Origin of the sequence: Pseudomonas sp. SID14000 (assembly GCF_002165135.1) — a bacterium.
In the GTDB taxonomy this organism is placed as follows: Bacteria; Pseudomonadota; Gammaproteobacteria; order Pseudomonadales; family Pseudomonadaceae; genus Aquipseudomonas.
This window is the reverse complement of record NZ_NFZQ01000003.1, coordinates 347468-369608: the sequence shown is the minus strand read 5'-3', so window position 1 is coordinate 369608 and position 22141 is coordinate 347468. Positions and strand designations below refer to the sequence as shown.

Annotated in this window: 17 protein-coding genes and 1 pseudogene; 4 read left to right on the top strand and 14 right to left on the bottom strand. The window is 63.2% G+C overall.

From position 1 onward, the window contains the following. Window positions 1-23 precede the first annotated feature (23 nt). The 3 genes and pseudogenes from CAY82_RS06790 to CAY82_RS06780 all read left to right on the top strand — a co-directional run. Window positions 24-1085: an HlyD family secretion protein gene (locus CAY82_RS06790; protein WP_087500494.1), complete on the top strand. Its 1062-nt coding sequence runs from the start codon at window positions 24-26 to the stop codon at window positions 1083-1085. After that, window positions 1082-2533, top strand: a complete 1452-nt coding sequence (locus CAY82_RS06785; RefSeq protein WP_087500492.1) for an efflux transporter outer membrane subunit — start codon at window positions 1082-1084, stop codon at window positions 2531-2533. Before CAY82_RS06790 ends, CAY82_RS06785 begins: the two co-directional genes overlap by 4 nt. A gap of 36 nt (window positions 2534-2569) precedes the next feature. Beyond that, window positions 2570-2985: pseudogene (locus CAY82_RS06780) on the top strand (SDR family oxidoreductase); the annotation flags it as partial. 129 nt (window positions 2986-3114) lie between these two features. On the opposite strand, the gene CAY82_RS06775 reads toward CAY82_RS06780, so the two are convergent. From CAY82_RS06775 to CAY82_RS06710, 14 genes are all read right to left on the bottom strand, one after another. Continuing rightward, complete coding sequence (locus CAY82_RS06775; RefSeq protein WP_087500490.1) at window positions 3115-3927, bottom strand: SDR family oxidoreductase; 813 nt, start codon at window positions 3925-3927, stop codon at window positions 3115-3117. A 152-nt stretch (window positions 3928-4079) separates the two neighbouring features. Beyond that, window positions 4080-4544, bottom strand: coding sequence for a multidrug transporter (locus CAY82_RS06770; RefSeq protein ID WP_087500489.1), 465 nt, complete (start codon window positions 4542-4544; stop codon window positions 4080-4082). Between the two features lie 98 nt (window positions 4545-4642). Next, window positions 4643-6097, bottom strand: coding sequence for a mannose-1-phosphate guanylyltransferase/mannose-6-phosphate isomerase (locus CAY82_RS06765; protein ID WP_087500487.1), 1455 nt, complete (start codon window positions 6095-6097; stop codon window positions 4643-4645). Between the two features lie 35 nt (window positions 6098-6132). Next, window positions 6133-6780, bottom strand: a complete 648-nt coding sequence (locus CAY82_RS06760) for an alginate O-acetyltransferase AlgF (protein ID WP_087500486.1) — start codon at window positions 6778-6780, stop codon at window positions 6133-6135. Window positions 6781-6796: 16 nt separating this feature from the next. After that, a complete protein-coding gene (locus CAY82_RS06755; protein ID WP_087500483.1) occupies window positions 6797-7954 on the bottom strand; it encodes an alginate O-acetyltransferase in 1158 nt (385 codons plus the stop codon). Window positions 7955-7964: 10 nt separating this feature from the next. Further along, on the bottom strand, window positions 7965-9422 hold the full coding sequence (locus CAY82_RS06750; protein WP_087500482.1) for an MBOAT family protein: 1458 nt from the start codon (window positions 9420-9422) through the stop codon (window positions 7965-7967). Window positions 9423-9604: 182 nt separating this feature from the next. Then, complete coding sequence (locus CAY82_RS06745; RefSeq protein WP_087500481.1) at window positions 9605-10708, bottom strand: mannuronate-specific alginate lyase; 1104 nt, start codon at window positions 10706-10708, stop codon at window positions 9605-9607. A gap of 7 nt (window positions 10709-10715) precedes the next feature. Continuing rightward, the gene (locus CAY82_RS06740) at window positions 10716-12158 is read right to left on the bottom strand and encodes an alginate O-acetyltransferase (protein ID WP_087500480.1); all 1443 of its coding nucleotides are present in this window, start codon (window positions 12156-12158) and stop codon (window positions 10716-10718) included. 13 nt (window positions 12159-12171) lie between these two features. Further along, window positions 12172-13731 carry a mannuronan 5-epimerase AlgG gene (algG, locus tag CAY82_RS06735; RefSeq protein WP_087500478.1) on the bottom strand — a complete coding sequence of 520 codons (1560 nt, stop codon included), beginning with the start codon at window positions 13729-13731 and terminating at the stop codon, window positions 12172-12174. Between the two features lie 22 nt (window positions 13732-13753). Continuing rightward, on the bottom strand, window positions 13754-15232 hold the full coding sequence (locus tag CAY82_RS06730; protein WP_085705592.1) for an alginate export family protein: 1479 nt from the start codon (window positions 15230-15232) through the stop codon (window positions 13754-13756). Next, entirely contained in the window at window positions 15229-16656 is a 1428-nt protein-coding gene (algK, locus tag CAY82_RS06725; RefSeq protein ID WP_087500477.1) for an alginate biosynthesis TPR repeat lipoprotein AlgK, read from the bottom strand. Before algK ends, CAY82_RS06730 begins: the two co-directional genes overlap by 4 nt. Window positions 16657-16668: 12 nt before the next feature. Then, entirely contained in the window at window positions 16669-17835 is a 1167-nt protein-coding gene (locus CAY82_RS06720) for an alginate biosynthesis protein Alg44 (RefSeq protein ID WP_087500476.1), read from the bottom strand. A 36-nt stretch (window positions 17836-17871) separates the two neighbouring features. Next, complete coding sequence (locus CAY82_RS06715; RefSeq protein ID WP_087500475.1) at window positions 17872-19353, bottom strand: glycosyltransferase family 2 protein; 1482 nt, start codon at window positions 19351-19353, stop codon at window positions 17872-17874. A 73-nt stretch (window positions 19354-19426) separates the two neighbouring features. Then, window positions 19427-20743, bottom strand: a complete 1317-nt coding sequence (locus CAY82_RS06710) for a nucleotide sugar dehydrogenase (protein WP_003257136.1) — start codon at window positions 20741-20743, stop codon at window positions 19427-19429. Between the two features lie 931 nt (window positions 20744-21674). On the opposite strand from CAY82_RS06710, the gene CAY82_RS06705 reads away from it, so the two are divergent. Next, window positions 21675-22115 (top strand): hypothetical protein, encoded by a 441-nt coding sequence (locus tag CAY82_RS06705; protein WP_087500548.1) that lies wholly within the window; start codon window positions 21675-21677, stop codon window positions 22113-22115. The last annotated feature ends 26 nt before the right edge of the window (window positions 22116-22141 follow it).

Sequence of the window (22141 nt, the reverse complement as noted above, 5' to 3'; positions counted from 1 at the left end):
GGATGAATTCGAGAACCACTGAAATGACCAACAACCGCAAAACCCTGTTTATCGGCTCGGTGCTTGCCGTGGCCGTCCTGGCCGGCATCGTCGGCCCCTGGATGTTCGGCAGCGACCACCGCCAGAGCACCAATGACGCCTATGTGATCGCCGATTACACCGTGGTCGCGCCCAAGGTCGCCGGCTTCATCAAGGAGGTGCTGGTGGAAGACAACCAGCAGGTCAAAGCCGGCCAGTTGCTGGCGACCATCGATGCCCGTGACTACCAGGCCGCGCTGGATGCCGCGCAGGCGCAGCTGCTGGTGGCCCAGGCGCAAAGCGCCGATGCCCGTGCCACTCTCGAGCGCCAGGCGTCGCTGATTGCCCAGGCTGAGGCCGCAGTGAAAGCGGCCCAGGCCGAAGCTGCGTTCGCCGACCATGAGGTCAACCGCTACAGCCGCCTGGCCGAGCAGGGGGCCGGCACGGTACAGAACGCCCAGCAGGCGCGCAGCGGGGTCGACCAGGCCCGCGCGCGCCTGGCCAATGCCCAGGCGGCACTGGTGGCGGCGCGCAAGCAGGTGGATATCCTTACCGCCCAGGTGGCCAGCGCCGACGGCCAGCTGAAGCGGGCCGAAGCGGGGCTGGAAAAGGCTCAGCTCGACTTGTCCTACACCCGCATCACCGCGCCAGTGGACGGCATGGTCGGCGAGCGCGCCTTGCGTGTCGGTGCCTACGTCAACCCGGGCGCTCGCCTGCTGTCGGTGGTGCCGTTGCAGCATGCCTACGTGGTCGGCAACTTCCAGGAAACCCAGCTGACCCACGTGCAGCCCGGCCAGGCGGTGAGCATCAGCGTCGACACCTTTGCCGGCGAGAAGCTGCAAGGCCATGTGGAAAGCATCGCCCCGGCCACCGGCGTGACCTTCGCCGCCGTAAAGCCGGATAACGCCACCGGCAACTTCACCAAGGTGGTGCAGCGCATCCCGGTGAAAATCGTTTTCGATGATGGCCAGCCGCTGCTTGCCCGCCTGCGCGTGGGCATGTCGGTGGAAGCGACCATCGACACCCGTGGCGACAAGCTCGACGGCAAAGAGGTAAGCGCACGATGAAACCGGCATTATGCTTGAGCCCGTTGCTGCTGGCCGTGTTGATGGCTGGCTGCACCCTGGGGCCGGACTTCCAGCGCCCTGACAGCCAGGCACCGCAACAGTGGGCGCCGCTGCAAGGTGAGGCGGCGGCCAGCCAGCCGCAGGCCGAACCGCTGGAACTGCGCTGGTGGGAGAGCTTTCACGATGCACGCCTGAGTGCCTTGATCCAGCGCGTTGCCGAGCGCAACCTCGACCTGCAGATGGCCAGTGCCCGCCTGCTGCAAAGCCGCGCCCTGCGCAGCACCGTGGCGGCCGACGAAGTACCGTCGGTGGACGTGAACGCCGGCTACAGCCGCGCGCGCAACAGTGCCGAAGGCCTGAGTGACCCGTCCGGCAAGGCGGGCAAGGAAGCCTTCAACCTCTGGCAGGGTGACCTTGTGGCCGGCTGGGAGCTGGACCTGTGGGGCCGTGTGCGGCGCCAGGTCGAGGCTGCCGATGCCACGGTCGAAGTGGCCGAGAACGACCGCCGCGGCGTGCTGCTGGCATTGCTTTCGGAAACCGCCGGTAACTACATCCAGCTGCGCGCCGTGCAGCACACCATCGATGTGACCCGCGACAACCTCAAGGTCGCCCAGCACAGCCTGAAACTGTCGGAAAACCGCCAGGCCGAAGGTGTCGCCACGCGCCTGGACGTGGCCCAGGCCAGTGCCCAGGTCGCCTCGATCGAGTCGCGCCTGCCAAGCCTGGAAGCGCGGCGCGATGACCTGATCAACGCCCTCAGCCTGCTCGCCGCCGAACCGCCGCGCAGCCTGCAGGACGAGTTGATGCAGGGCGGCGAACTGCCAGCGCCGCAGCAGAAGTTTGCCATAGGCTTGCCGTCCGAACTGGCCGAACGCCGCCCGGACATTCGCCTGGCCGAGGCCCGCCTGCATGCTGCCACTGCCAGCATTGGCGTGGCCAAGGCTGACTTCTACCCCAGCATCCGGCTGTCGGGCAATGTCGGGTTCCAGGCCATGCAGCTGTCCGATTTCGGCGCGTGGGATTCGCGCCGTTTCGCCTTTGGGCCGCAGCTGTCGCTGCCGATCTTCGAGGGTGGCCGGCTCAAGGGCACCCTGGAACTGCGCGAGGCGCAGCAGCAGGAAGCGGCGCTGAACTACCGCAAGGTGGTGTTGGGGGCCTGGCATGAAATCGACGATGTGCTACGCCTGTACAACGCCAGCCAGCTGCGTCGCGACCACTTGGCCGAGGCAGTGAGGCAGAACCGTATCGCCCTGGAAACCGCCCAGCGACAGTATGTGGAAGGGGCGGTGGACTTTCTCAATGTGCTGACGGTGCAGGGTGCATTGCTGGCCAGCGAGGAGCAGTGGATCGACAGTTCGGCGGCGGTGTCGCAGGCGCTGGTGGGGCTGTACAAGGCCCTGGGTGGTGGCTGGCAGGCGTTCGACGAACAGCCTGTGAAGAAGGCATAGAGGCAGGAGGCCGAAGTGGTCCTCAACGGTCGCACCCAGGCCCGCATCATCGGCATCGCTGCCGACCTGGGCACCCAGACCGGTGCTTCACCGTTCGCCTGTCGCGCCACTATGCCCAGGGCATGGCCGAGCGCAAATGGAGGCGGGTGGTGTTCCTGTCCAGTGAGTCGGCGCTGCAGATCGCGACCGAGATGATTCATTACGGCATGACCAAGACTGCGTTGCTGGCGGTGTCGCGCGGGTTGGCCGAGACCCTGGCTGGCACCGGGGGGGCGACTGAAGAGCTGGAAGCCAACTTCCTGGCCGAGCACCGGCCGACCTCGCTGATCAAGCGGCTGGCGACGGTGGAGGAGGTGGCGAACATGGTGGTGTACCTGGCATCGATGCAGGCCAGTGCTACTACCGGGGCTGCCTTGCGGGTGGATGGCGGGGGGCTGCGTTCCATTGCCTGATCTGTTTTGCCTGTACCGGCCTCTTCGCGGGTAAACCCGCTCCCACAGGGAGAGTGTGATTCCGAAGATTGCACTGTACCTGTGGGAGCGGGTTTACCCGCGAAGAGGCCAGCACAGGCAACCCATCAATCAGAGCGGGCGCAGTAGGCCAAACCGCTTGCGCAACGCCCAGTCCAGCACCCGCCGCGGCAGTAACCGGGCCATCAACGGCAACGCCGTACTGCCATTTCCCAATCGCACCACCGCCGGCACTGGCGACTTCCCGACCGCTGCCAACACGCCCTGGGCAAACACCGCCGCTGAAGTAGGTTTGTCCTGCGAAGCCCGTGCACGAGCCTGCACCTGCTCGCGCAACGGCCACCATGCCGAATCCGCCGCCAGCACCTGCTCGGCCTGGCGCTTGGCATTGCTGGCGAACTGCGAGGCAATTGCCCCTGGCTGCACTTCCATGACCTGCACACCAAACGGCGCCAGTTCCAGGCGCAAGGCATCGCTCAGGGCGTGCACGGCTGCTTTCGAGGCGCAGTAGGCGCCGGCGAACGGGGTGACCAGCACGCCTGATACGCTGCCGATGTTCACCACCAGGCCCCGTGAGCGGCGTAGTTGTGGGAACAATGCGCGGGTAACGCCAACCACGGCGAATACGTTGGTTTCGAACTGCTGGCGCAGGGCATCCACACCGCCATCGAGCAACGGGCCCATGGCGCCGTAGCCGGCGTTGTTGATCAGGATATCAAGGTTTTCCAGCTCCTCGGCCAGGCGGGCCAGCGCTTCGCGGTCGTTCACATCAAGTTGCCGGGCGGTGTAGCCGGCGGCACTCAGCTGTGCGACATCCTCTGGTTTGCGAGCGGTGGCCCAGACATGGTGGCCGGCATCGCGAAAGGCGTCGGCCAGGGCGCGGCCGATGCCGCTGGAACAACCGGTGATCAGGACGGTGGGCATGGTTGGGGCCTGTTGTCGGGGAGGATTGGTTTTTCCTGTGCGGGCCTCTTCGCGGGTAAACCCGCTCCCACAGGTACACCACAGAATTTGAGACCTGTGTTGTCCCTGTGGGAGCGGGTTTACCCGCGAAGAGGCCCGCACAGGCGATTACATTAGTTGGCAAAGGTACCTTGCAGGTGCTCGGCCCGAAATTCCAGGGTCTGCGGCCGGTACCCGGAGCGCAGGGGCGGCAACGGCAGGCAGTCTTTCCACTCGGCCCCAGGCTGCAGTTCACCCGGCCCACGGTAGCGCGGGGCGTTGTAGGTGTTCTCGGCCAGGTTCACGGTATCGCCCGGTGCATAGGCCGCCACCCGCCAGCGCAGCTCGGTCAGCGGCACGTCGTTGCCGTTCTTCATGCGTACCTGCAGGGCACGGTCGGCGGGGCAGTGTTCGGGGGCGTAGCTCAGGCGCAGGTCCAGGCGGGCCAGTTGCGAGGCTTCGCGGGTGTCCTGCCAGACGACGAACAGGGCCACCAGGCCCAGGCCGCATACGGCAGCCAGCGAGATCGGCAGGGCCTTGGCCGGGTAGCGCAACAGCAGCACCAGCCAGGTGAGGATGAGGAATGCACCGATGATCATGGGGCTTGCAGACCTTGGTTGCGCGGGGTCTGACCATCGTAGCCCGAAATGGGGAGTGGCTCAAAAAGCGGGGCCGCAAAGCGGCCCCAGAGTCTTGCTTACTGCGCGATGGTCTTCACCGAAATGCCACGCTCGATCGGTGTGGAGGTACGCCCATACACATCCTCGAAGCGCTCGATGTCGTCCTCGCCCAGGTAGCTGCCGGACTGCACTTCGATGATCTCCAGCGGGATCTTGCCCGGGTTGCGCAGGCGGTGGACCGAAGCGATCGGGATGTAGGTCGACTGGTTCTCGGTCAGCAGGAACACGTTTTCGTCACAGGTCACCTCGGCGGTGCCGGATACCACGATCCAGTGCTCGGCGCGATGGTGGTGCATCTGCAGCGACAGGCTGGCGCCCGGTTTGACGGTGATGTGCTTGACCTGGAAGCGGCCGCCCATGTCCACCGAGTCGTACGAGCCCCACGGGCGATACACTTCCAGGTGGTTCTGGGTTTCGCTGCGGCCCTGCTCGTCGAGGGTCTTGACCATCTGCTTGACGCCCTGGACCTTGTCCTTGTGGGCAATCATCATGGCGTCCTTGGTTTCGACCACCACGATGTTCTCCAGGCCGATCACCGACACCAGCTTGCCGTTGCCGTGGATCATGCAGTTGTGGCTGTCCTGCACCACCACATCGCCCTTGGTGACGTTGCCGTTGTCGTCCTTCTCGTGCACTTCCCACAGCGACGACCAGCAGCCCACGTCGCTCCAGCCGGCCGACATCGGCACCACGCAGGCGCGCTGGGTCTTTTCCATCACCGCGTAGTCGATGGAGTTGTCCGGGCAGCAGGCGAAGGTGGCTTCGTCGATGCTCAGTACATCACCGTCTTCCTGGCTGCGCTCCAGGGCCAGCACGCAGGTATCGTAGATGTCGCCGTCGTGCTTTTTCAGCTCTTCGAGGAAGCGGCTGGCACGGAACAGGAACATGCCGCTGTTCCAGAAGTAACCGCCGGCCTCGACGAACTCGGCGGCGCGTTTTTCGTCGGGCTTCTCGACGAACTGCGCCACGCGCGCCACGCCTTCAGGCAGCAGGGCGTCCTGGCTGGAACGGATGTAGCCGTAGCCGGTTTCCGGCTTGGTCGCCGGCACGCCAAACAGCACCATCTCGCCACGCTCGGCGGCCACGGTAGCCAGGGCCAGGGCGCGTTGCAGGGCCTTCTGGTCCTCGATCACGTGGTCGGCGGGCAGCACCAGCATCAGCTCGTCGCGGCCTTCGTTGACCAGCTTCATGGCAGCCATGGCCACAGCCGGCGCGGTGTTGCGGCCGAACGGCTCCATCAGGATGCCCTGGGTTTCCAGTTTCAAGGCAGCGAGTTGCTCCTGGACGATGAACTTGTGGTCCTTGTTGCAGACCACGATCGGCGTGTCCATGCCTTCGAACACCAGGCGCTCGAGGGTTTGCTGGAACAGCGTGTGTTCACTGGTCAGGGCCAGGAACTGCTTGGGGAACTGCTTGCGCGACAGAGGCCACAGACGGGAACCGCTACCACCAGAAAGAATTACCGGGATCATCATGTTTCTCCAATAGTCGTTGAGAGGCAGGGGAATCAGTTGCTAGCCACGGGGCGAGTTACCCACACCGGCGACAGGGCGTTGCCGGAACCCGTTACGTACAGCACTGCGGCTTCGCCGCGCTCCAGGGCGACGGGTTTGACGTCACCCACTTTCTTGTCTCCTTGGTACAGCGCCAGGTTGACCTTGACCGGGTTGATTTCGCGTTCGCCACGGCCGTTGGCGGCTACCGGCTTGACCACTTCGGTCTTGCCGTCGGCGGTCTTCAGGGTCAGTTGCTGGTCGCTCAGGTTCTGCACGCGAACCAGGGCTTTCTGCTTGTTCTTGAACGGTGGTTCTTCGATCAACTGGGGGTTGCCGCTGGCGCTGTTGACCAGGGTGTAGTACTTGTCCGCGGCCAGCTTGACCGGCACGCTCTTGCCACCGACCTGGGCGGTGTAGTCACCCCCTGGCAGGAAGCTGAAATCGCTGCTGGCCTGGGCGCCAACCTGCTTGATCTGGGTGTTGCCGACCGAGGCTGCAGTCGGTGCGCTGGAAGCGTTGTACAGGCGCACGAAGGTCGAGCCTTTCGGTGCGCTCGGGCCATACAGCGCGGCGTCGGCACCGGCGAAGGCCTGCATGGAAGCCAGGGAGAGGCCGGCTGCGAGGGTGAGGGCTTTGGCAATGGAAGTCTTGGTAGTCATGTATGCGTTCCTCTGATTAGTGGTTCGTCCGGGTGGACGACAAGGCCAGGTTTTCTTCGGATTTACGGGTGTTTTTCAGTTGGGCGATCCACTGTGGATCGAAGCTGCTAAGGTCGTTCTTCATTGGCAGATAACGTTCGGGGAATTCCCACACCACCACCTGGGGGGCGGCGTTCTTGAAGGCATCGCTTTGCAGGTACTTGAGCATCGGCAGCAGCGGGCCATGGCCGTCTTCGGCGTAGTTGGCCACGTCGCTGCGCAGGGCCTGCTGCAGCGCGCCGAGGAAGTTCCAGTGCGGGTTGGCGCTGTAGCTGGTGCCCACCAGTGCAACCGGGATCTGCGTGTCGGCGAACAGTGCGTCACCGGCTTCACCTTCGGCCCCGACCGGGCGAGTGGTGCGCTGCTGCAGGTTGTCCGGGGCCGGCAGCAGGTTGCTGAACAGCGGATCCAGTGGCAGGAAGTTGGTCAGGTCGCCCTTGTATGGCGCGGTGCTGCCGGCTTCGGTGATGAACGCCTGCGGGTCGCCATTGAGCAGGCTCTGGCGGCTGACCGCTTCGGCCAGTGCCTGCGCCGCCACTTCGGCGCCCATCGGTGTCCAGTGGGTGTCGGTGCGCAGGAACACCTGGCCGCGGGCCTTGGCCTGCTCCAGAGGTGCCATCAGGTCCGGGGCGAACACGTTGGCCTGGCGCACCTGGGCATGGAACTGGTTGTACAGGTCGTCATGCAGGCTGGTCGGCAGCTCATTGCCCAGGTACTCGGCGTACACCCGCGCCTTGGCCGGCACGATCGCCAGCACCAACTGGCTGCCGTGCTGCTGCAGGGTGTCGCGCACGCCACGGATCAACGCCAGGTTTTCCTGCATCAGCTGCTCGGCACCGGCGGTGGGCTTGAACTCCTCGTCACTGAACAGCCACTGGTCGCGGCCCAGAACCACGCCGGGGCGGCCTTCGTTGAACAGCTTGAAGTCCATCGCCGCCCACAGGTTGGTACCCAGGCGCTTGATCGGGAACTGCTCGTCGTAGTGGGTCTCGGCGGCCTTGGCGAGCTTGCCGTTGAGCAGGGTCATCTGCTCGGTACGCTGGAAGCTTTGCAGGCCACCGGTGGACCACACGCCCATGCCCACCAGCAGGCCGAGGAACGACAATGAATAGGTAATGCGTAATGTCCGGGTCATGTCATCAACCTCAGAACTGGAAGTAAAGGAACGGCGAGTAGCTCTGCGCCGAAAGCTTGAGGATCGAGGCCACGAACAGCAGCAGCACCAGGGCGCGGGTCATTACCCGGGTCCAGTCCAGGCCGAGCGAACCGTCATTGTTGACCTGTACCGCGGTAGCCTTGGGCGTTGGTCTGGCGTTGCGGTAGAAGTCGCGCAGGCCGAAGAACGCCAAGGTGATGTAGGCGACCACCAGGGTGGCTACCTGCAGGCCGGTGAGCTGGGCACGGTTGAGTTCCGACAGCTGCCAGTCGCCGAAGCTGAACATGGCGCCGTACATGCGACCGGCCACTTCCAGGTTCTCGGCGCGGAAGATCACCCAGCCAACCACCACCAGCAGGAAAGTGAACGCCCACTTCACCGGGTTGAAACGCTGCGGGTTGGTGTCGATGCCCAGCGCGCGCTCGATGGCCAGCCACATGCCGTGCCAGGCGCCCCAGATGATGTAGGTGAAGTTGGCGCCATGCCACAGGCCGCCCAGCAGCATGGTCAGGAACAGGTTGCGGTAGGTGTTGAAGGTGCCTTTGCGGTTACCGCCCAGGGTGATGTACAGGTAGTCGCGCAGCCAGGTCGACAGGCTGATGTGCCAGCGTCGCCAGAACTCGGTGATCGACTGGCTGATGTACGGCTGCTTGAAGTTCTCCATGAAGCGGAAGCCCATCATCAGGCCCAGGCCGATGGCCATGTCGCTGTAGCCGCTGAAGTCGAAGTACAGCTGCGCGGTGTAGGCCAGGGCGCCGAGCCAGGCATCCCCGGTGCTCGGGTTCTGCAGGGCGAAGCAGTGGTCGGCCACTACCGCCAGGGTATCGGCGATGAACACTTTCTTGATGAAGCCCTGCATGAAGCGGGTGCAGCCTTCGGAGAACTTGTCCAGGGTGTGGGTGCGGTTGTTGAACTGGTCGACCAGGTCCTTGAAGCGCAGCACGGGGCCGGCGATCAGGTGCGGGAAGATCGCCACGAACGCCGCGAAGTCGATCAGGTTGCGGGTGGCCGGCGTATCGCCGCGGTACACGTCGATGATGTAGCTGATCGACTCGAAGATGTAGAACGAGATACCGATCGGCAGCAGCACGTGGGTGAGGATGAACGGCTCAAGGCCGAACGAGGTGATGATCGCGTTGAGGCTGTCGACGCCGAAGTTGGCGTACTTGAAGTAGCCGAGGATCGCCAGGTCGACACCGACGCCGAGCAGCAGCCAGCGCTGCGCGGGCTTGGTACGCACACCGGCAGCGCCGACTTTCAGGCCGATCCAGTAGTTCCACAGGGTGACCCCGGCGAACAGGGCCAGGAAGTCCACCCGCCACCAGGCGTAGAAGATGTAGCTGGCGACCAGCAGCAGCAGGTTGCGATAACGTTGCCCGCTCAAGTAGTACAGGCCGAGGAAGATCGGCAAGAACAGGAACAGGAACACGTTGGACGAGAAGACCATCCCGGTTCTCCTTTTTGTTCACAGCATCCGGGGCAAAGCGCCCCCCAAACCCCCCACATGTTCGTGGCGGGCTACCTAGATTCCTGTGGGAGCGGGTTTACCCGCGAAGAGGCCGGCACAGGCACCGCACATGGCAGGTCTGGCCTTTTCGCGGGTAAACCCGCTCCCACAGGGGTTTTGCGTTACTTTTTCGATTCCGCGCTCGGGTCGTAGACCCGGGTCAGGTCGCCGCCCAGCCGGAAGCTGTTGAACGGCTGCATGCCACGCTTGCGTTGCAGGGTGTCGCCACTGCACGCATACAGGCTGCAGTAGGGCTCCATCCACGCGTACTTGCTGTCGATCTTCAGGTCTTTCATGTCCTGTTTCTCGCCATTGCGGGCCTTGAACGCGCTGGGGTCCTTCGCACCGTTCAGCACCCGCTGCGCCAGACGCTGCAGGGCATTGTTGTTCTCGCCGCGCACATCCACGCCGTTGACCTGGGCGAAGCTGGCGATCATCGCCAGCGGCGGCAGGGCATAGTTGTGATAGGCCAGGGCGCGTTGCTTGCGTTTCAGCTCGTTGGGCAGGAAGCCCTGCTCGTCTACCTGGTTGGCACCAACCCGGTATTCCTTGACTGCCCAGTCGAACAGGTCGCGACGGTCGGTGGCCACGGCACTGGCCATTACCGCCCAGGCTGCCCAGTAGCTGTGGTTGTTGATCTTCTCCAGCGGCAGGTCGCTCCAGTCGCGTACGACTTGCGAGGCCAGGCGGGCGAACCATTTTTCGATCAGCTCGGCCTCGGGCTGGTGCGCGGCCAGCGGCTGCGAATTGGAGAATTTCAGGCGCAGCCACGAGCCGCTCATGCTGCCCAGCGCCCATTTGCGCATCGACTTGCCGGTGTGGTTGTAGTCGGTGGACATCAGTGCATCGGCGCGGGCCCAACTGCCTAGCCAGGCCAGGGTGCAGTCGAGCTGTGCCGGGCGGCCGTCACGCATGTACTGGCCGATCATCTTGCTCACGCCTTTCTCAAGGGTGGTGATGTCTTCGGTAGATTTGCGAAAGGCCTTTTCCGAATCGGCATTGAGCGTGGCCCGCGCCTTGTCCGAGCCTTCGTACTTGCTGCGGAACTGCAGGGCGCCGGTGTACGGCTTGGGCGCAGCCTCGCAGCGGAAGTTGCCGTCGCCGGTCTTGAGCTTTTCGATCCCCTCGTAGTAACCCTGGGGTGGTACCAGCGCGGCGTGCGCGGTACCGCCGCACAACGCAAGGGCAAGCAGGGCGGGGCGGGAAATTCGCTTGAACGGGATCATGGTCGCCTCACTGGCCGGCCTGCGCGGTCTGCGCAGGCACGGCGAAGTTGTTGCGTTTGCAGAGCTTGGCTTCGACCTTCTGGGTACCGCTTTCCGGCCCCTGCACCTCGAACGCCAGCAGGCTCTGGCTGGCCCAGTCCTCGTCTTCGCGCATCTGGAAGACGAAGCGGCCATCGGTGTCGGAGGTTTCCGGTTTTTCCAGCTTGATGTCCTCGTGGCGGCCGTTGAGGTACCACAGGGTGGCCTGCAGCACCTTCACCGACGGGTCTTCGAACTTCACATCCATTTGTATGTTGCGGTTGACCAGGTCCTTGAGCACGCCACCCTTGCCGTTGACCATCAGCTCGTTCTTGCCGGGCTTGAGGGTGGCGCTGGCGCTCATCAGTGCCGGGCGGTCATCGCAGCCGTTGTCGAGCAGGCCAAGGATCTGCCGCCAGATGGTTTCCTGGTCCAGGCGATACAGCGGGGAGAATTCCCAGATCAGGATCTTCGGCGGGTTCTTCTGGAATTCCTCGCTGCCCAGGTACTGGATCATCGAGCCTTCCAGGCCACCGCCGGGGAAGGCGACGTTCAGCACATCGGCACCAATGTACTGTTGCAGGAAGCCCGCGAAGTTGTAGTTCTTGCCACTGTGGCTGGTACCCACCAGGGTGATTTGCGCGTTGCCGGCGTCACCGAACAGGTCGTCACCGCCACCGTCGGAGCCTTTCGGCTCGGTGGCGAACTGGTCCATGTACTGGACGGCGTAGCTGGTGCCACAGAGCTGACCGGCGACGTTATGCAAGGTGCCGGTCTTGCCCATGCGCCCGGACTTCCTGGTTTCGAACTCCTTGCGCGGGATGCCTTCGAAGGCCGGCATCTTGTGTACGGTGTCGGCCACGATCTTCGCCGCGCGCTCGGCGCCGTACGGCGTCCAGTGCTGGTCGCCACGGAAGTAGAAGTCCTTGCCCTGGTCGGCAGCGGCCAGCTGTTCGTTGGTCAGCGGCGACAGGTCTGGCACGTTGTAACCCATGCTGGCGAAGCGCTTGAGCATGGCCTGGTAGTTGCCCAGGGCCTTCTGGTAGTCGAAGGCGGCTTTTTCCGCCGGGTTGAGCATGTTGCGGTTCACCAGGCCACGGGTCGGCTGGTACACCACCACCAGTTCCACGCCGCGTTTCTTGAACGCGTCGTGCACTTGCTGCAGGCGTTTGTAGCCGGCCGGGGTGGTGTTGAACTCGGTGCGCAGGTCTTCGCGGGTACGGAACAGCCAGTCGCCCTGAGCCTGCACCAGCGTGGTGAAGTTCTGCTGGTAGCGGGTGGTATAGCGGCTGGCGTCATGCGCTTCAGGGCACAGCTGGCAGCAAGGCTCGGCGCTGAAAGTAGGGGCCTTGACGTCTTCGGCGCGCACGCCCTGGCTTATCGCCAGGAGGGCGGCGGACAGGCCCAGCAGTTTCATCAGATGTGGTGTCATGGTCTGGGCTTCCTTAATCGATCATTTCGGTCTGGCGTTCGACCGGGTCGATCAGCACAGCCTTTTGCTGGCGTACCAGCAGGTCGAGGATTTCGTCCTGGCGTTCGCCGAGGATGCCGTTGAGGCTGATGCCGCTGGCCTTGCGTGGGGCGAGCATGGACACCTTGTACAGTTCCACCGAAAGCGGCGAGTCGATCGACAGGGGCCCGGAGCCGTTGGCCGCCAGTTCGCCACCGACCAGGATCAACGACACCTTGGTGTCGAACGGGTCGAGGGCGATGTCGCGGTCGGTATCGGACAGGTCCTTGATGTGGCCGTACACACCCACCAGGCCGTTGGCCATGGCGACGTTTTCGTACAGGCGGATGTTCACGCTGTTACGCACGCGGATGCCGTGGCGGCGGTTGTTGATCAGCTTGTTGCCCCAGATCAGGTTGTCGCCACTTTCGTACAGGGTGATGCCGTCGGTGTGGTTGCGGTAGATCTCGTTGTAGGCAATCAGGTTGTTGACGCTGTTACGGTCGATCACCACGCCCGAGAGCTTGTTGTCGAAGCTCTTGTTGTTGATGATCCAGCTGTCGTTGACCTCACGCGAAACGATGATGCCGTGCTTCTTCTTGGTGCCGTACACCGTGTTGCCGGCGATGATCAGCCGGTGCGAGCGGTCGTGCGGGTCGATGCCGTAGACGATGTTGTCGCGGTAGGTGCTGTCCTTGACCACGAAGTCCTGGGTCTCGTAGCAGTAGAAGCCGTACCACATGTCGCTGAACTCAGAGCCGATGATCCAGCCGGTGGGTTCCGCGCGGCCCATGCGCTTGGCCATGTTCGGCGTGTACTGCGAGATGCTCACGCCGTACGATTTGGACTTGGCGTAGCCGAAGCTGGCCATCCTGGTGTTGACGATGTAGGTCTCGGTACCGCCCCACGACAACAGGAACGGGCGGAATTCCTTGGGCGAGCGGAAGGTCGCCGGGCCGTTGTCCTTTTCCCGCCAGCCGGTCACCTGGGTGTCGGTGACGAACAGCTTGCCGTCGTTGACCAGGAACGAACCGCCTTCCTGGGACAGGCGCAGCTGCTTGACCTTGCCGTCGATCTCGAGGATGCCCTTCTGCCCGACCACGATCGGCAGGCGCGCCAGGTAAACGCCCGGCTCGACTTCGCTGAGGTACTGCTTGGGTACCTTCTTGCTCAGCTCGACCAGGTCGACATGGCCGTCATCGACGAAGATCGCCTGCGGAATGCCATGCTGGCGCTGGACCCACTCGGCCGCCTTGTTGTCGCCGCCGACGAATTCCTTGAGGGAGTCCTCCTGGAACATGCGGCGCAGGCTGACCTTGCCCTTGTGGCGGCGGTCGATTTTCTTCTGCACCGCCTCTGCTGTGTAGCCGGTCAGGTCAGGCAGCTTTGGCGGGTCCATGTGCAGCGGCTCGATCGGTGCGCTGGAGACCGTGTAGGTCTTGGCCTGTTGCAGTTCCTTGGCGATCACCTTGGGCTCTGCGGCAGCGACCAGGCCACTGGCCAGCAGCAAGGCGCTGGCCAACAGGCTGTGACGTAAGTGCGGGTGAAGGTTCATAACGGTAAGTCCTCTACCGGCCTCAGAAGCGCCAGATCACGTCGACGAAGGCGCGGTGCATGTACGAATCCGCTTCCTTGCCGTAGGCATCGCCTGGCTTGAACACGCCGGCACGCAGGCGCACCAGGGCAGATGGCTCGTCGATGGCCTGACTCATCGAAGCCGGCAGCAGGCCTTGCTTGAAGTACTTGGTCACGACCACGTCCATTTCCTGGCCAAGGTCTTTTTCGCCATCGACCAGCGGGCGATTCACACCGTTGTCGTTGACCACCGCGTTGATGCCGCTGGAACCGATGTTCTGGTTGCCATCGACACGCCAGAACTTGTGGTAGATGAAGCTGGCGTCGTAGTCGTCGCGCAGCTGCCAGGAGGCGAACAGGGTGGCCGCCTGCAGGTTGCCCAGCTCGCCACGGAAGGCTTCACCGAAGCGGTGCACGCGCGAACGGGTACCGGTGTAGTTGGAGCGGTTGCTCTCCAGGCCGGTCTGCTCGTAGTTGCTCGAACCGTCGTCGCCACCACCGCCGCTGCCACGAGCGTAGGCGGCGCCGACCTGCCATTGCGGGTCGAGGCGCAGGCGGATGCCGAGGTCGGTGGCCCAGGCGTTGACGTCACCGCTCTGCTTGCCGGTGGCTACGGTTTCGTCGCCGACGACCTGGCTGCTGAGGGTGTCGCGGTCACCGGTCAGCCAGGTGACGCTGCCCCAGTAGTTGACGGTGTGGTCGTTGCGCCAGTTGTAGGCGTCGCTGTTGGCTTCCAGGCCCAGCCAGGTGAGGTCGCCGGTGCGGGTCTTGTCCAGCGCATCGACGGTTTCACCCGGGTTCTTCAGGCTGCCGCCGTCATGGGTGTGGTGGGCGCGTACGCCGACCCAGTGGCCAGGGGTCCACTGCGTGGCGACGTTGCCGTAGAGGTGCGTGCGGTCCTTGTCTTCCGGGGCCAGCTCGGTGAGGTCGGTGCGGTATTCGCTGAAGCGCTGGGCCACGCCAAGGTCGGCCTTGAGCAGGGTGGTGTCGAAGGTCCAGTTCAGCGCTTCGATGTTGGTGTCACGCCACATGCCATCGTCGCTGCGCAGGCGCTGGCGGCCGAAACGCAGCTGCTCGCCGGGGTAGGCGGTGAGGCCGCTGTAGCCGACCCAGAATTCGCGCATGGCCAGGTAGCTCTTGTCCTGCTCGCGGCCGTCGGCGGCGGTGTCGGTGCTGGTGCCGTCGTCGTTCTGGCGCAGGGTGTCGGTTTCGATGGTGTCGGTGGCGGTGACTGCCTGGCCCATGGCATAGGCGCTCCAGTTGCCACGTTCGCCATATACCCAGGGGCGCAGGTCGAGACCCAGGCCGCTGACGTCGCCGCCGGAGCGGGTGCCCAGGTCACGGTCGTCTTCCGACTGGCCGGTGATCTTCACATCCAGGCCGAAGTTCTTTTCAGCGGTCATTTCCGCCAGGGTCGGGCAGGACCACAGCAGGGCGAAGCTCAGGCCGATGCCAGCTTTCACGAAGGGATTGAGCGTCATAGCGAGTCCTCACCGGTTACTTCTTTTTCGTCGTCTTGCAGGGCTTCGATGGCCAGGGTGCTGTTGGCGCCCTGGCTCATGCTGCCGCGCGCCTGCTTCTCTTGTGCCAGCAGTTGCTGGGCCTGGCTGCGCTGGTCAGGCGTAAGTTGCTGGTCGAGCTGCTGCAGCAGTTCAGCGGACTGCGGCGTCGGGTTGGCCTGGGCCAGCTGGGCGAATACCCAGGCGTTGCCCGGTTGCGGGCGAATGCCGTGGCCTTCACTGAACAGCTGGGCCAGGGCGTAGTCGGCGCTGTTCTGCCCGCCACGGGCGGCGGCCAGCAGGTGGTCGACGGCCTTCTGTGGCTCGACGTTGCCCAGGTAGCCGCGGCGGTACAGCTGGCCCAGGTAGTAATGGGCGCTGACTTCGCCGGCGTCGGCGGCAGCCTGCAGGTGTTGTTCGGCTTTGGCCGCGTCCGCAGGCACGGTCTTGCCTTCGTAGTACAGGCGGCCCAGCAATAGTTCGGCGCGTGGCTGTTCGGCTTCGCGGCCCTTGTCGATGTAGGCCATCAGCTGGTCGGTATCGCCCAGCTCGGGGAAGTCGTACACCAGTTGTGCCAGGCTGACCCAGGACGCCGGGTTGGCCGGAGCCACCTGTTCGAGCAGGTCCTTGGCGGTTTTCTCGTCGGTCTGGCCGAGGCTGCGGTCAGCCAGTACCCGGGCAACGCTGTCGACCCGGGTGGCTGGTACTGCGCCACGGGCGTAGGCAGCCTTGAGCTGGCCGAGCAGGGCAGCCTGCTGGTCGGCCTGGCCACGCTTCTGGTACACGGTGGCCAGTTCGACGTAGCAGATGTCGGTGCTGTTCAGCGCGGCCTTGCAGATTTTTTCCACTTCGCCCAGATGCTGGTCGTAGGTGCCCTGGGTGCGGTACAGCAGCACCTGGGCCAGGCCCGCTTCCGGGTTGCCGGCGGCGCGCCACTGGTCGATCTGCTGCTGCGCGTTGACCTTGGGGAAGCTCTGCGGGTAAGTCAGGTAGAGCATCGCCAGCGGGATCAAGGTGTTGCTTTCGCCCTGCCTGGCGGCTTGCTTGAGCAGGGTTTCGGCTTCTTCGCGCTCGGCCTGAGTGCTGTCGGGCTTGGCCACCAGCAGGCGGCCAAGGCGCGCCTGGGCACGCGGCGAAGTGGCGGCTGCGGCGCGGTAGGTGGCCTCGGCTTCCTTGATTTTCGCCGGATCGCGGGTGGCAACCTTGATGTCGGCCAGGCCCACTTGCGCTTCGCTGTAGCCCAGGTCGGCCAGCGCCTTGTAGTTGCGCTCGGCCAGAGCCGTGTCACCGCGCTTCATGGCTTCGTTGGCCAGGCGCTGGTCGGGCAGGCCCGCACAGCCGGCCAGCGTGATGGCAGCAGCCAGGGCACACAGGCCCAAGCTGGCGCTTTTCTTGTGGGGAATCATGTTGTGATCCTCTTACAGCCCACGGGCCATGGCTTTGTCGATCAGCCAGTTCAGCGACGGGCCACGGTCGCTGTTGACCGAAGCCGGGCGGCCGGCGAGTTCGGCGGGCAGGGTGCTGTCGGGCTTGATCTGCACGCGGATGTCGGCGGCCAGGTCTTCGCTGTTGAGGCTGGCGCTGCTGACGATCTGGCCGGTGCGCACCTCGTCTTCGCCGGCTACCTGGAAGTTGACCCGGGTACCTGGCTTGACCTCGTCGAACTGGCGGTAGGTGAAGCGAGCCTCGATCATCGGGTTGGTGGTGCGCGGGATCAGCTGGAAGATCGGCTGGCCCTTGGCGGCGTACTGGCCGTTATCCACCAGCTGGCGGGCGACCACGCAATCACAGGGGCTGGTGAGGGTGCCGGACAGCTGCTTGCCGAACAGTTCCTCGATCTTCGCCGGCTCCAGCTGTGCGTCTTCCAGGTTGCCCTTGAGCATGTCCAGCATGCTGGTGGTGAAGCTGGCCAGTGGCGCGCCCTTGGCAATTTGCCCACCGCTTTCGACCAGGCTGTTCACGGTGCCGTCGCGCGGCATGGTGATGGTGGTGGTGGGTACCGCGACCACGCCGGCTTCGGCATGGCTGACGAAGTACATGCCGTACAGCGACTTGGCGATGAAGCCGAAGGCGGCGACACCGACCACGAATACGCCCAGGGTGACGGTGACCGCCTTGAGGCGGCCGAAGGCGCTCAGGCCGGCACCGCCGTCCTTCTGCTTGCGGGCCTTGGTGAAGTTGTCGCGCTGCAAGGTGCTGAGCACATCGCCCGCAGTGATCAGCTCACCCGACAGGTGCGAGGTGATGAGGTGGCGCAGCGTGGCGATGTCGCGTGGCTCAAGGTTCTGGAACTGCGCGCCGGTACGGCCGCTGCCCGGGTTGTAGGAGCGCACCTGGAACTCGATGTCCATCGACAGGCCGAGGTTGTCGACCGTGAACTGCAGCCGTCCGCGTAGTACGTCGCCAACCGACAGTTGTTGCTTGGTGTGGAAGCTCAGGCCACCGGCGGAGAGGTCGTCGACCTTCACATCGTGGGCCTGGCGCTGAGGGTCGAGGAACCGCAGCTTGGCGGGGATGCGTACCCGGGCATGCTGGCGCTGGGCTTCGGACTCATGCACGACGTTGACGTTCACGGCGGTATTCATGTGGTTTGTTCCTGTTAGTTCCGATCCGGGTTGGGCTCACACGACCATGAACAGCACAGCGACGAAGATGCTGGCAGCCGAGAAGGTCATGGTCCGCGAGGACCAGGTGTTGAACCATTGTTGAAAGCTGGCGAGGTCACGCTTGAGGGCAGTGGGCTGACGCGTCCAGGACTGCTTGTCGAGGCGGAAGAACACGTAGATCTTCATCAGCGCGCCGATGATCTGGTTGTAATAGAGAATCAGCGGGTAGGCCGGGCCTACGTTGTGGCCGGAGCACAGCAGCATGATGGTGAGAATCAGGCGGGTGATGCCGATCCACAGCAGGTACACCAGCAGGAAGCCCAGGCCGAACTTGAGGCTGGCGATCACTGCCACGGTCAGGCCCAGCAGGCTGGTCCACATCGACACGCGCTGGTCGAACAGCACGATGCTGGTGAACAGCCCCAGGCGGCGCAGGCCCAGGCCAAGCGCGCGGGAGTTCTGCCGCAGGTTGTTGCCGTACCAGCGGTACATCAGCTTGCGGCTGGCCTTGAGGAAGCTCTTCTCCGGCGGGTGCTCGACTGTGTTGATGGCGGCGTCCGGCACGTAGAAAGTGTCGTAGCCCAGGCGCATCAGGCTGAACCAGCTGGATTTGTCGTCACCGGTGAGGAACTTGAAGCGGCCCAGGCGCCAGTGCATCAGCGAGTCGCTTTCCACGTCGGCGATGAACTCGGGGTTGGTCACCACGCTGGCGCGGAACATCGACATGCGCCCGGTCATGGTCAGCACGCGCTTGGACAGGGCCATCGAGCACATGTTGATGTGGCGCTGGGCGAAGCGCAGCTTGTGCCACTCGCTCATGATGTAGCCGCCACGCACTTCGCAGAACTCGTTGGTGGTCAGGCCGCCGACGTTGGGGAACAGCTTGAACCACGGCACGGTCTTGCGTACCACGCCATCGCCCAGCACGGTGTCGCCGTCGATCACCGCTACCACGGCGTTCTCGTCCGGCAGCATGCGCGAGATCGCACGGAAACCGTAGGCCAGGCCGTCACGCTTGCCGGTACCGGCGATGCGCACGATGTCGAGTTTCACGTGGGCTGGCGGGTTGTATTTGGCCCACAGGCTTTTCACCAGCAGTTCGTCCGACATCTCTACCAGCGAGCAGACCACGGTGGTGGGGAAGCCACAGTTGATCGCCTCGCGGATCACCGAGCTGTACACCTGGGCGGTGGTGAGTGCTTCGATGCGGAAGCTGGTCACCATCAGGTACACGTGGGACGGGTCGGCGTCCTTGCCCATTTTCTGCACCTTGCGGCGCAGGTACGGGTACACGCCGTAGAGGAAGATCATGCCGCGGATGAAATGGGTGGCGCCCATGGAATAGCGCCAGATGCCGACTGCGCCGACCAGGAAGATGAAGTGCTTCGACTGCGAGTCGAAGATATCGGCTGGCAGGGCCAGGGCGATCAGCATGAGCAGGCTCATGTAGAGCAGCCACCCGGCGCACTGCAACAGCACTGTCTGGAGCCTTTGCATGTTCAGCATCCGTCGAGAATTCGGGAAAGGGTGGGCAGCGGTGGTTGGGAGATCACCGCTGCCCGGCCAGCACTTACCAGCAGATGCCTTCGGTACGGCTGGTGGCGCAGGTCGGTTTGCTCATGAAGCCGACCAGGTCGATCACGTGCTTGCCGGCCGGTGCTTGCTGGGCCAGTGCACGGAACTGCTCGTCACGGTTGCCCAGGACGATGATGTCGGCGTTGTCGATCACCTTCTGGAAGTCGGCGTTGAGCAGCGACGACACGTGCGGGATCTTCGACTCGATGTAGTCCTTGTTGGCGCCGTGGACACGGGCGTACTGGACGTTCTCGTCGTAGATGTCCAGCTGGTAGCCCTTGCCGATCAGGCGCTCGGCCAGTTCCACCAGCGGGCTTTCACGCAGGTCGTCGGTGCCGGCCTTGAAGCTCAGGCCGAGCAGGGCGACCTTGCGCTTGTCGTGGGCTTCGATCAGCTCGAAGGCGTTCTGCACCTGCGACTCGTTGCTGCGCATCAGCGAGTCGAGCAGTGGTGCGCGTACATCGAGGCTGGCGGCACGATAGGTGAGGGCGCGCACGTCCTTGGGCAGGCACGAGCCGCCGAAGGCGAAGCCAGGGCGCATGTAGTACTGGGACAGGTTCAGCACTTTGTCCTGGCACACCACGTCCATCACGTCACGGCCATCCACGCCTACGGCCTTGGCGATGTTGCCGATCTCGTTGGCGAAGGTGACCTTGGTGGCGTGCCACACGTTGCAGGTGTACTTGATCATCTCGGCCACTTCGATCGGCTTGCGGATGATCGGTGCGTCGAGCTCTTCGTACAGGGCCTGCAGGATGTCGCCGCTGGCGCTGTCCAGTTCGCCGATGACGGTCATCGGTGGCTGGTCGTAGTCCTTGATCGCGGTGCTTTCACGCAGGAATTCCGGGTTGACCGCGACGCCGAAGTCGACGCCGGCTTTCTTGCCCGAGCAGTCTTCGAGGATCGGGATCACCACGTTCTTCACGGTGCCTGGCAGCACGGTGCTGCGTACCACGATGGTGTGACGGCGCTCGCTATCGCGCAGTACGTAGCCAATTTCGCGGCACACCGATTCGATGTACTCGAGGCCCAGGTCGCCGTTCTTCTTGCTTGGGGTGCCCACGCAGATCATCGATACGTCGCTGGCACGGATGGCTTCGGCGAAATCGGTAGTACCGCGCAGGCGGCCGTTGGCGATGCCCTGTTGCAGCAGTGCTTCCAGGCCAGGTTCGACGATGGGGGACTTGCCCTGATTGATCAGGTCGATCTTGGTGCTGGACACGTCCACACCGATCACTTCATGGCCTCGCGCCGTCAGGCAGCCTGCACAGACTGCACCCACATAACCCAAACCAAAGATGCTGATACGCATCGCTATCACCTCATGTGTTTATCACGCCGGCCTCTCCGGAAAGAGCCGGACTGGGTTGATTAACAACAGTTTTCGGGCGCACGGACCCATGGCGAAACGCACACTTCGCCGAGCGCAGGCAAAATAAATCCGGAGCGCAAAAAGTTATGCACTCAAATGTGGCAGTAAAAAGCCATTAATTAAAAAACGTGCCCTGGAATGCAGCCGTCTTTATTGCAATGCGCTACGTGGCGCGTTGCTGTGCTTGTTTTTTCAAGTGGAAAAATCCTTTGAAATCAACCACTAGGACGAATTGTAAGGGACGCGTCTCTCCTGCGTGGACAGGGGCTTCGGGGGTTGCCGTCATACCTGTCGAAGTTGTTGGGGCCGGTAGTGGATACCTGCCGTTGTCATCTGTAAGTCATCTCTCACAGCCCGGGGGCAGGAAAATCGTTACGGCACTATGAGCGATTCGTCGTAGCAGAAGTTCCGGGGAGGGTTCGGCGCGGATGAAAGATTTCTAAATATTTTTTCAGTGGCGAACAATTTCAATCTGATAGCACGCGGGTGTTTTGCCCCTATATATAAAGGGCGAAACTGTTGCGAGATATTTTTATGCCAGCATCCAAAAATTTTTTTCAAAATTCGTCAAAAAAGGTATGAACGGTCTTATGGCGTTTTGCGATAAGGCTCCATGTGATGGATTTTTGGCGTCGAACAAATGACATGCTGGCAATGTGAAGCCTGCTCCGTGCCGAGGCCGCGTCTTAACACATGTGGAAACACATCATGGCCACATGAAAACTAAGGCTTTTGCCGCGCCGGCCGTTACCCCTTCTGGACGCTCTGTGGAGCTGTCCATGAACGAAGGAGCGTCTTGGGCAGCCTCGGGCCATTAGCCACCGAGGGCGTCTCATCCATTCATCACATGGAAGAGACGAGAGAAAGCCAAATGAAGAAGACATCGCAAATCCTGCTCGCCAGCGGTTCCTTGCTGCTGGCTGGCATGGTGCAGGCGGGGCCAAACGTTAACGTCACCTTCAAGAACCTCGGTGGAGAAAATGCCATCCTTAAAATGGTCACCTCCAATGAGAGCAGTACATACCAAATAGCGCGGCCGAAGCCCGATAGTAGTGTGGCGTCGAACATGCAAACGATTTTCGATGTGCAACGCGTTGTCAGCCCCGAGGTGAATGCAGCGATGGTGCGTTATACGCAGGGTCGAAAGACTTGCGCATTCGGTACCACCTTTCAAATGAGGTTGATGCCAGGCGGGATAAAGCAACCAGAATGGACCAAAACCGCTACGCCGAGCGGCGGTGCTATTTGTACAGCCAATATTACTCGCAAAAATGCGGACAATTCATGGTCCGTTGAATTCACTATGAAGTAGTTGTGAGTTCTTGAGTCAGGTGGCAG

Bases quoted from the DNA above. Each gene is read 5' to 3' on its own strand.
- CAY82_RS06715 (WP_087500475.1), bottom strand. From the start codon at position 19,353: ATGCAAAGGCTCCAGACAGTGCTGTTGCAGTGCGCCGGGTGGCTGCTC.
- CAY82_RS06785 (WP_087500492.1), top strand. From the start codon at position 1,082: ATGAAACCGGCATTATGCTTGAGCCCGTTGCTGCTGGCCGTGTTGATG.
- CAY82_RS06790 (WP_087500494.1), top strand. From the start codon at position 24: ATGACCAACAACCGCAAAACCCTGTTTATCGGCTCGGTGCTTGCCGTG.
- CAY82_RS06760 (WP_087500486.1), bottom strand. From the start codon at position 6,780: ATGACTACCAAGACTTCCATTGCCAAAGCCCTCACCCTCGCAGCCGGC.
- CAY82_RS06770 (WP_087500489.1), bottom strand. From the start codon at position 4,544: ATGATCATCGGTGCATTCCTCATCCTCACCTGGCTGGTGCTGCTGTTG.
- CAY82_RS06755 (WP_087500483.1), bottom strand. From the start codon at position 7,954: ATGACCCGGACATTACGCATTACCTATTCATTGTCGTTCCTCGGCCTG.
- CAY82_RS06745 (WP_087500481.1), bottom strand. From the start codon at position 10,708: ATGATCCCGTTCAAGCGAATTTCCCGCCCCGCCCTGCTTGCCCTTGCG.
- CAY82_RS06750 (WP_087500482.1), bottom strand. From the start codon at position 9,422: ATGGTCTTCTCGTCCAACGTGTTCCTGTTCCTGTTCTTGCCGATCTTC.
- CAY82_RS06730 (WP_085705592.1), bottom strand. From the start codon at position 15,232: ATGACGCTCAATCCCTTCGTGAAAGCTGGCATCGGCCTGAGCTTCGCC.
- algK (WP_087500477.1), bottom strand. From the start codon at position 16,656: ATGATTCCCCACAAGAAAAGCGCCAGCTTGGGCCTGTGTGCCCTGGCT.
- CAY82_RS06765 (WP_087500487.1), bottom strand. From the start codon at position 6,097: ATGATCCCGGTAATTCTTTCTGGTGGTAGCGGTTCCCGTCTGTGGCCT.
- algG (WP_087500478.1), bottom strand. From the start codon at position 13,731: ATGAACCTTCACCCGCACTTACGTCACAGCCTGTTGGCCAGCGCCTTG.
- CAY82_RS06705 (WP_087500548.1), top strand. From the start codon at position 21,675: ATGAAGAAGACATCGCAAATCCTGCTCGCCAGCGGTTCCTTGCTGCTG.
- CAY82_RS06710 (WP_003257136.1), bottom strand. From the start codon at position 20,743: ATGCGTATCAGCATCTTTGGTTTGGGTTATGTGGGTGCAGTCTGTGCA.
- CAY82_RS06740 (WP_087500480.1), bottom strand. From the start codon at position 12,158: ATGACACCACATCTGATGAAACTGCTGGGCCTGTCCGCCGCCCTCCTG.
- CAY82_RS06775 (WP_087500490.1), bottom strand. From the start codon at position 3,927: ATGCCCACCGTCCTGATCACCGGTTGTTCCAGCGGCATCGGCCGCGCC.
- CAY82_RS06720 (WP_087500476.1), bottom strand. From the start codon at position 17,835: ATGAATACCGCCGTGAACGTCAACGTCGTGCATGAGTCCGAAGCCCAG.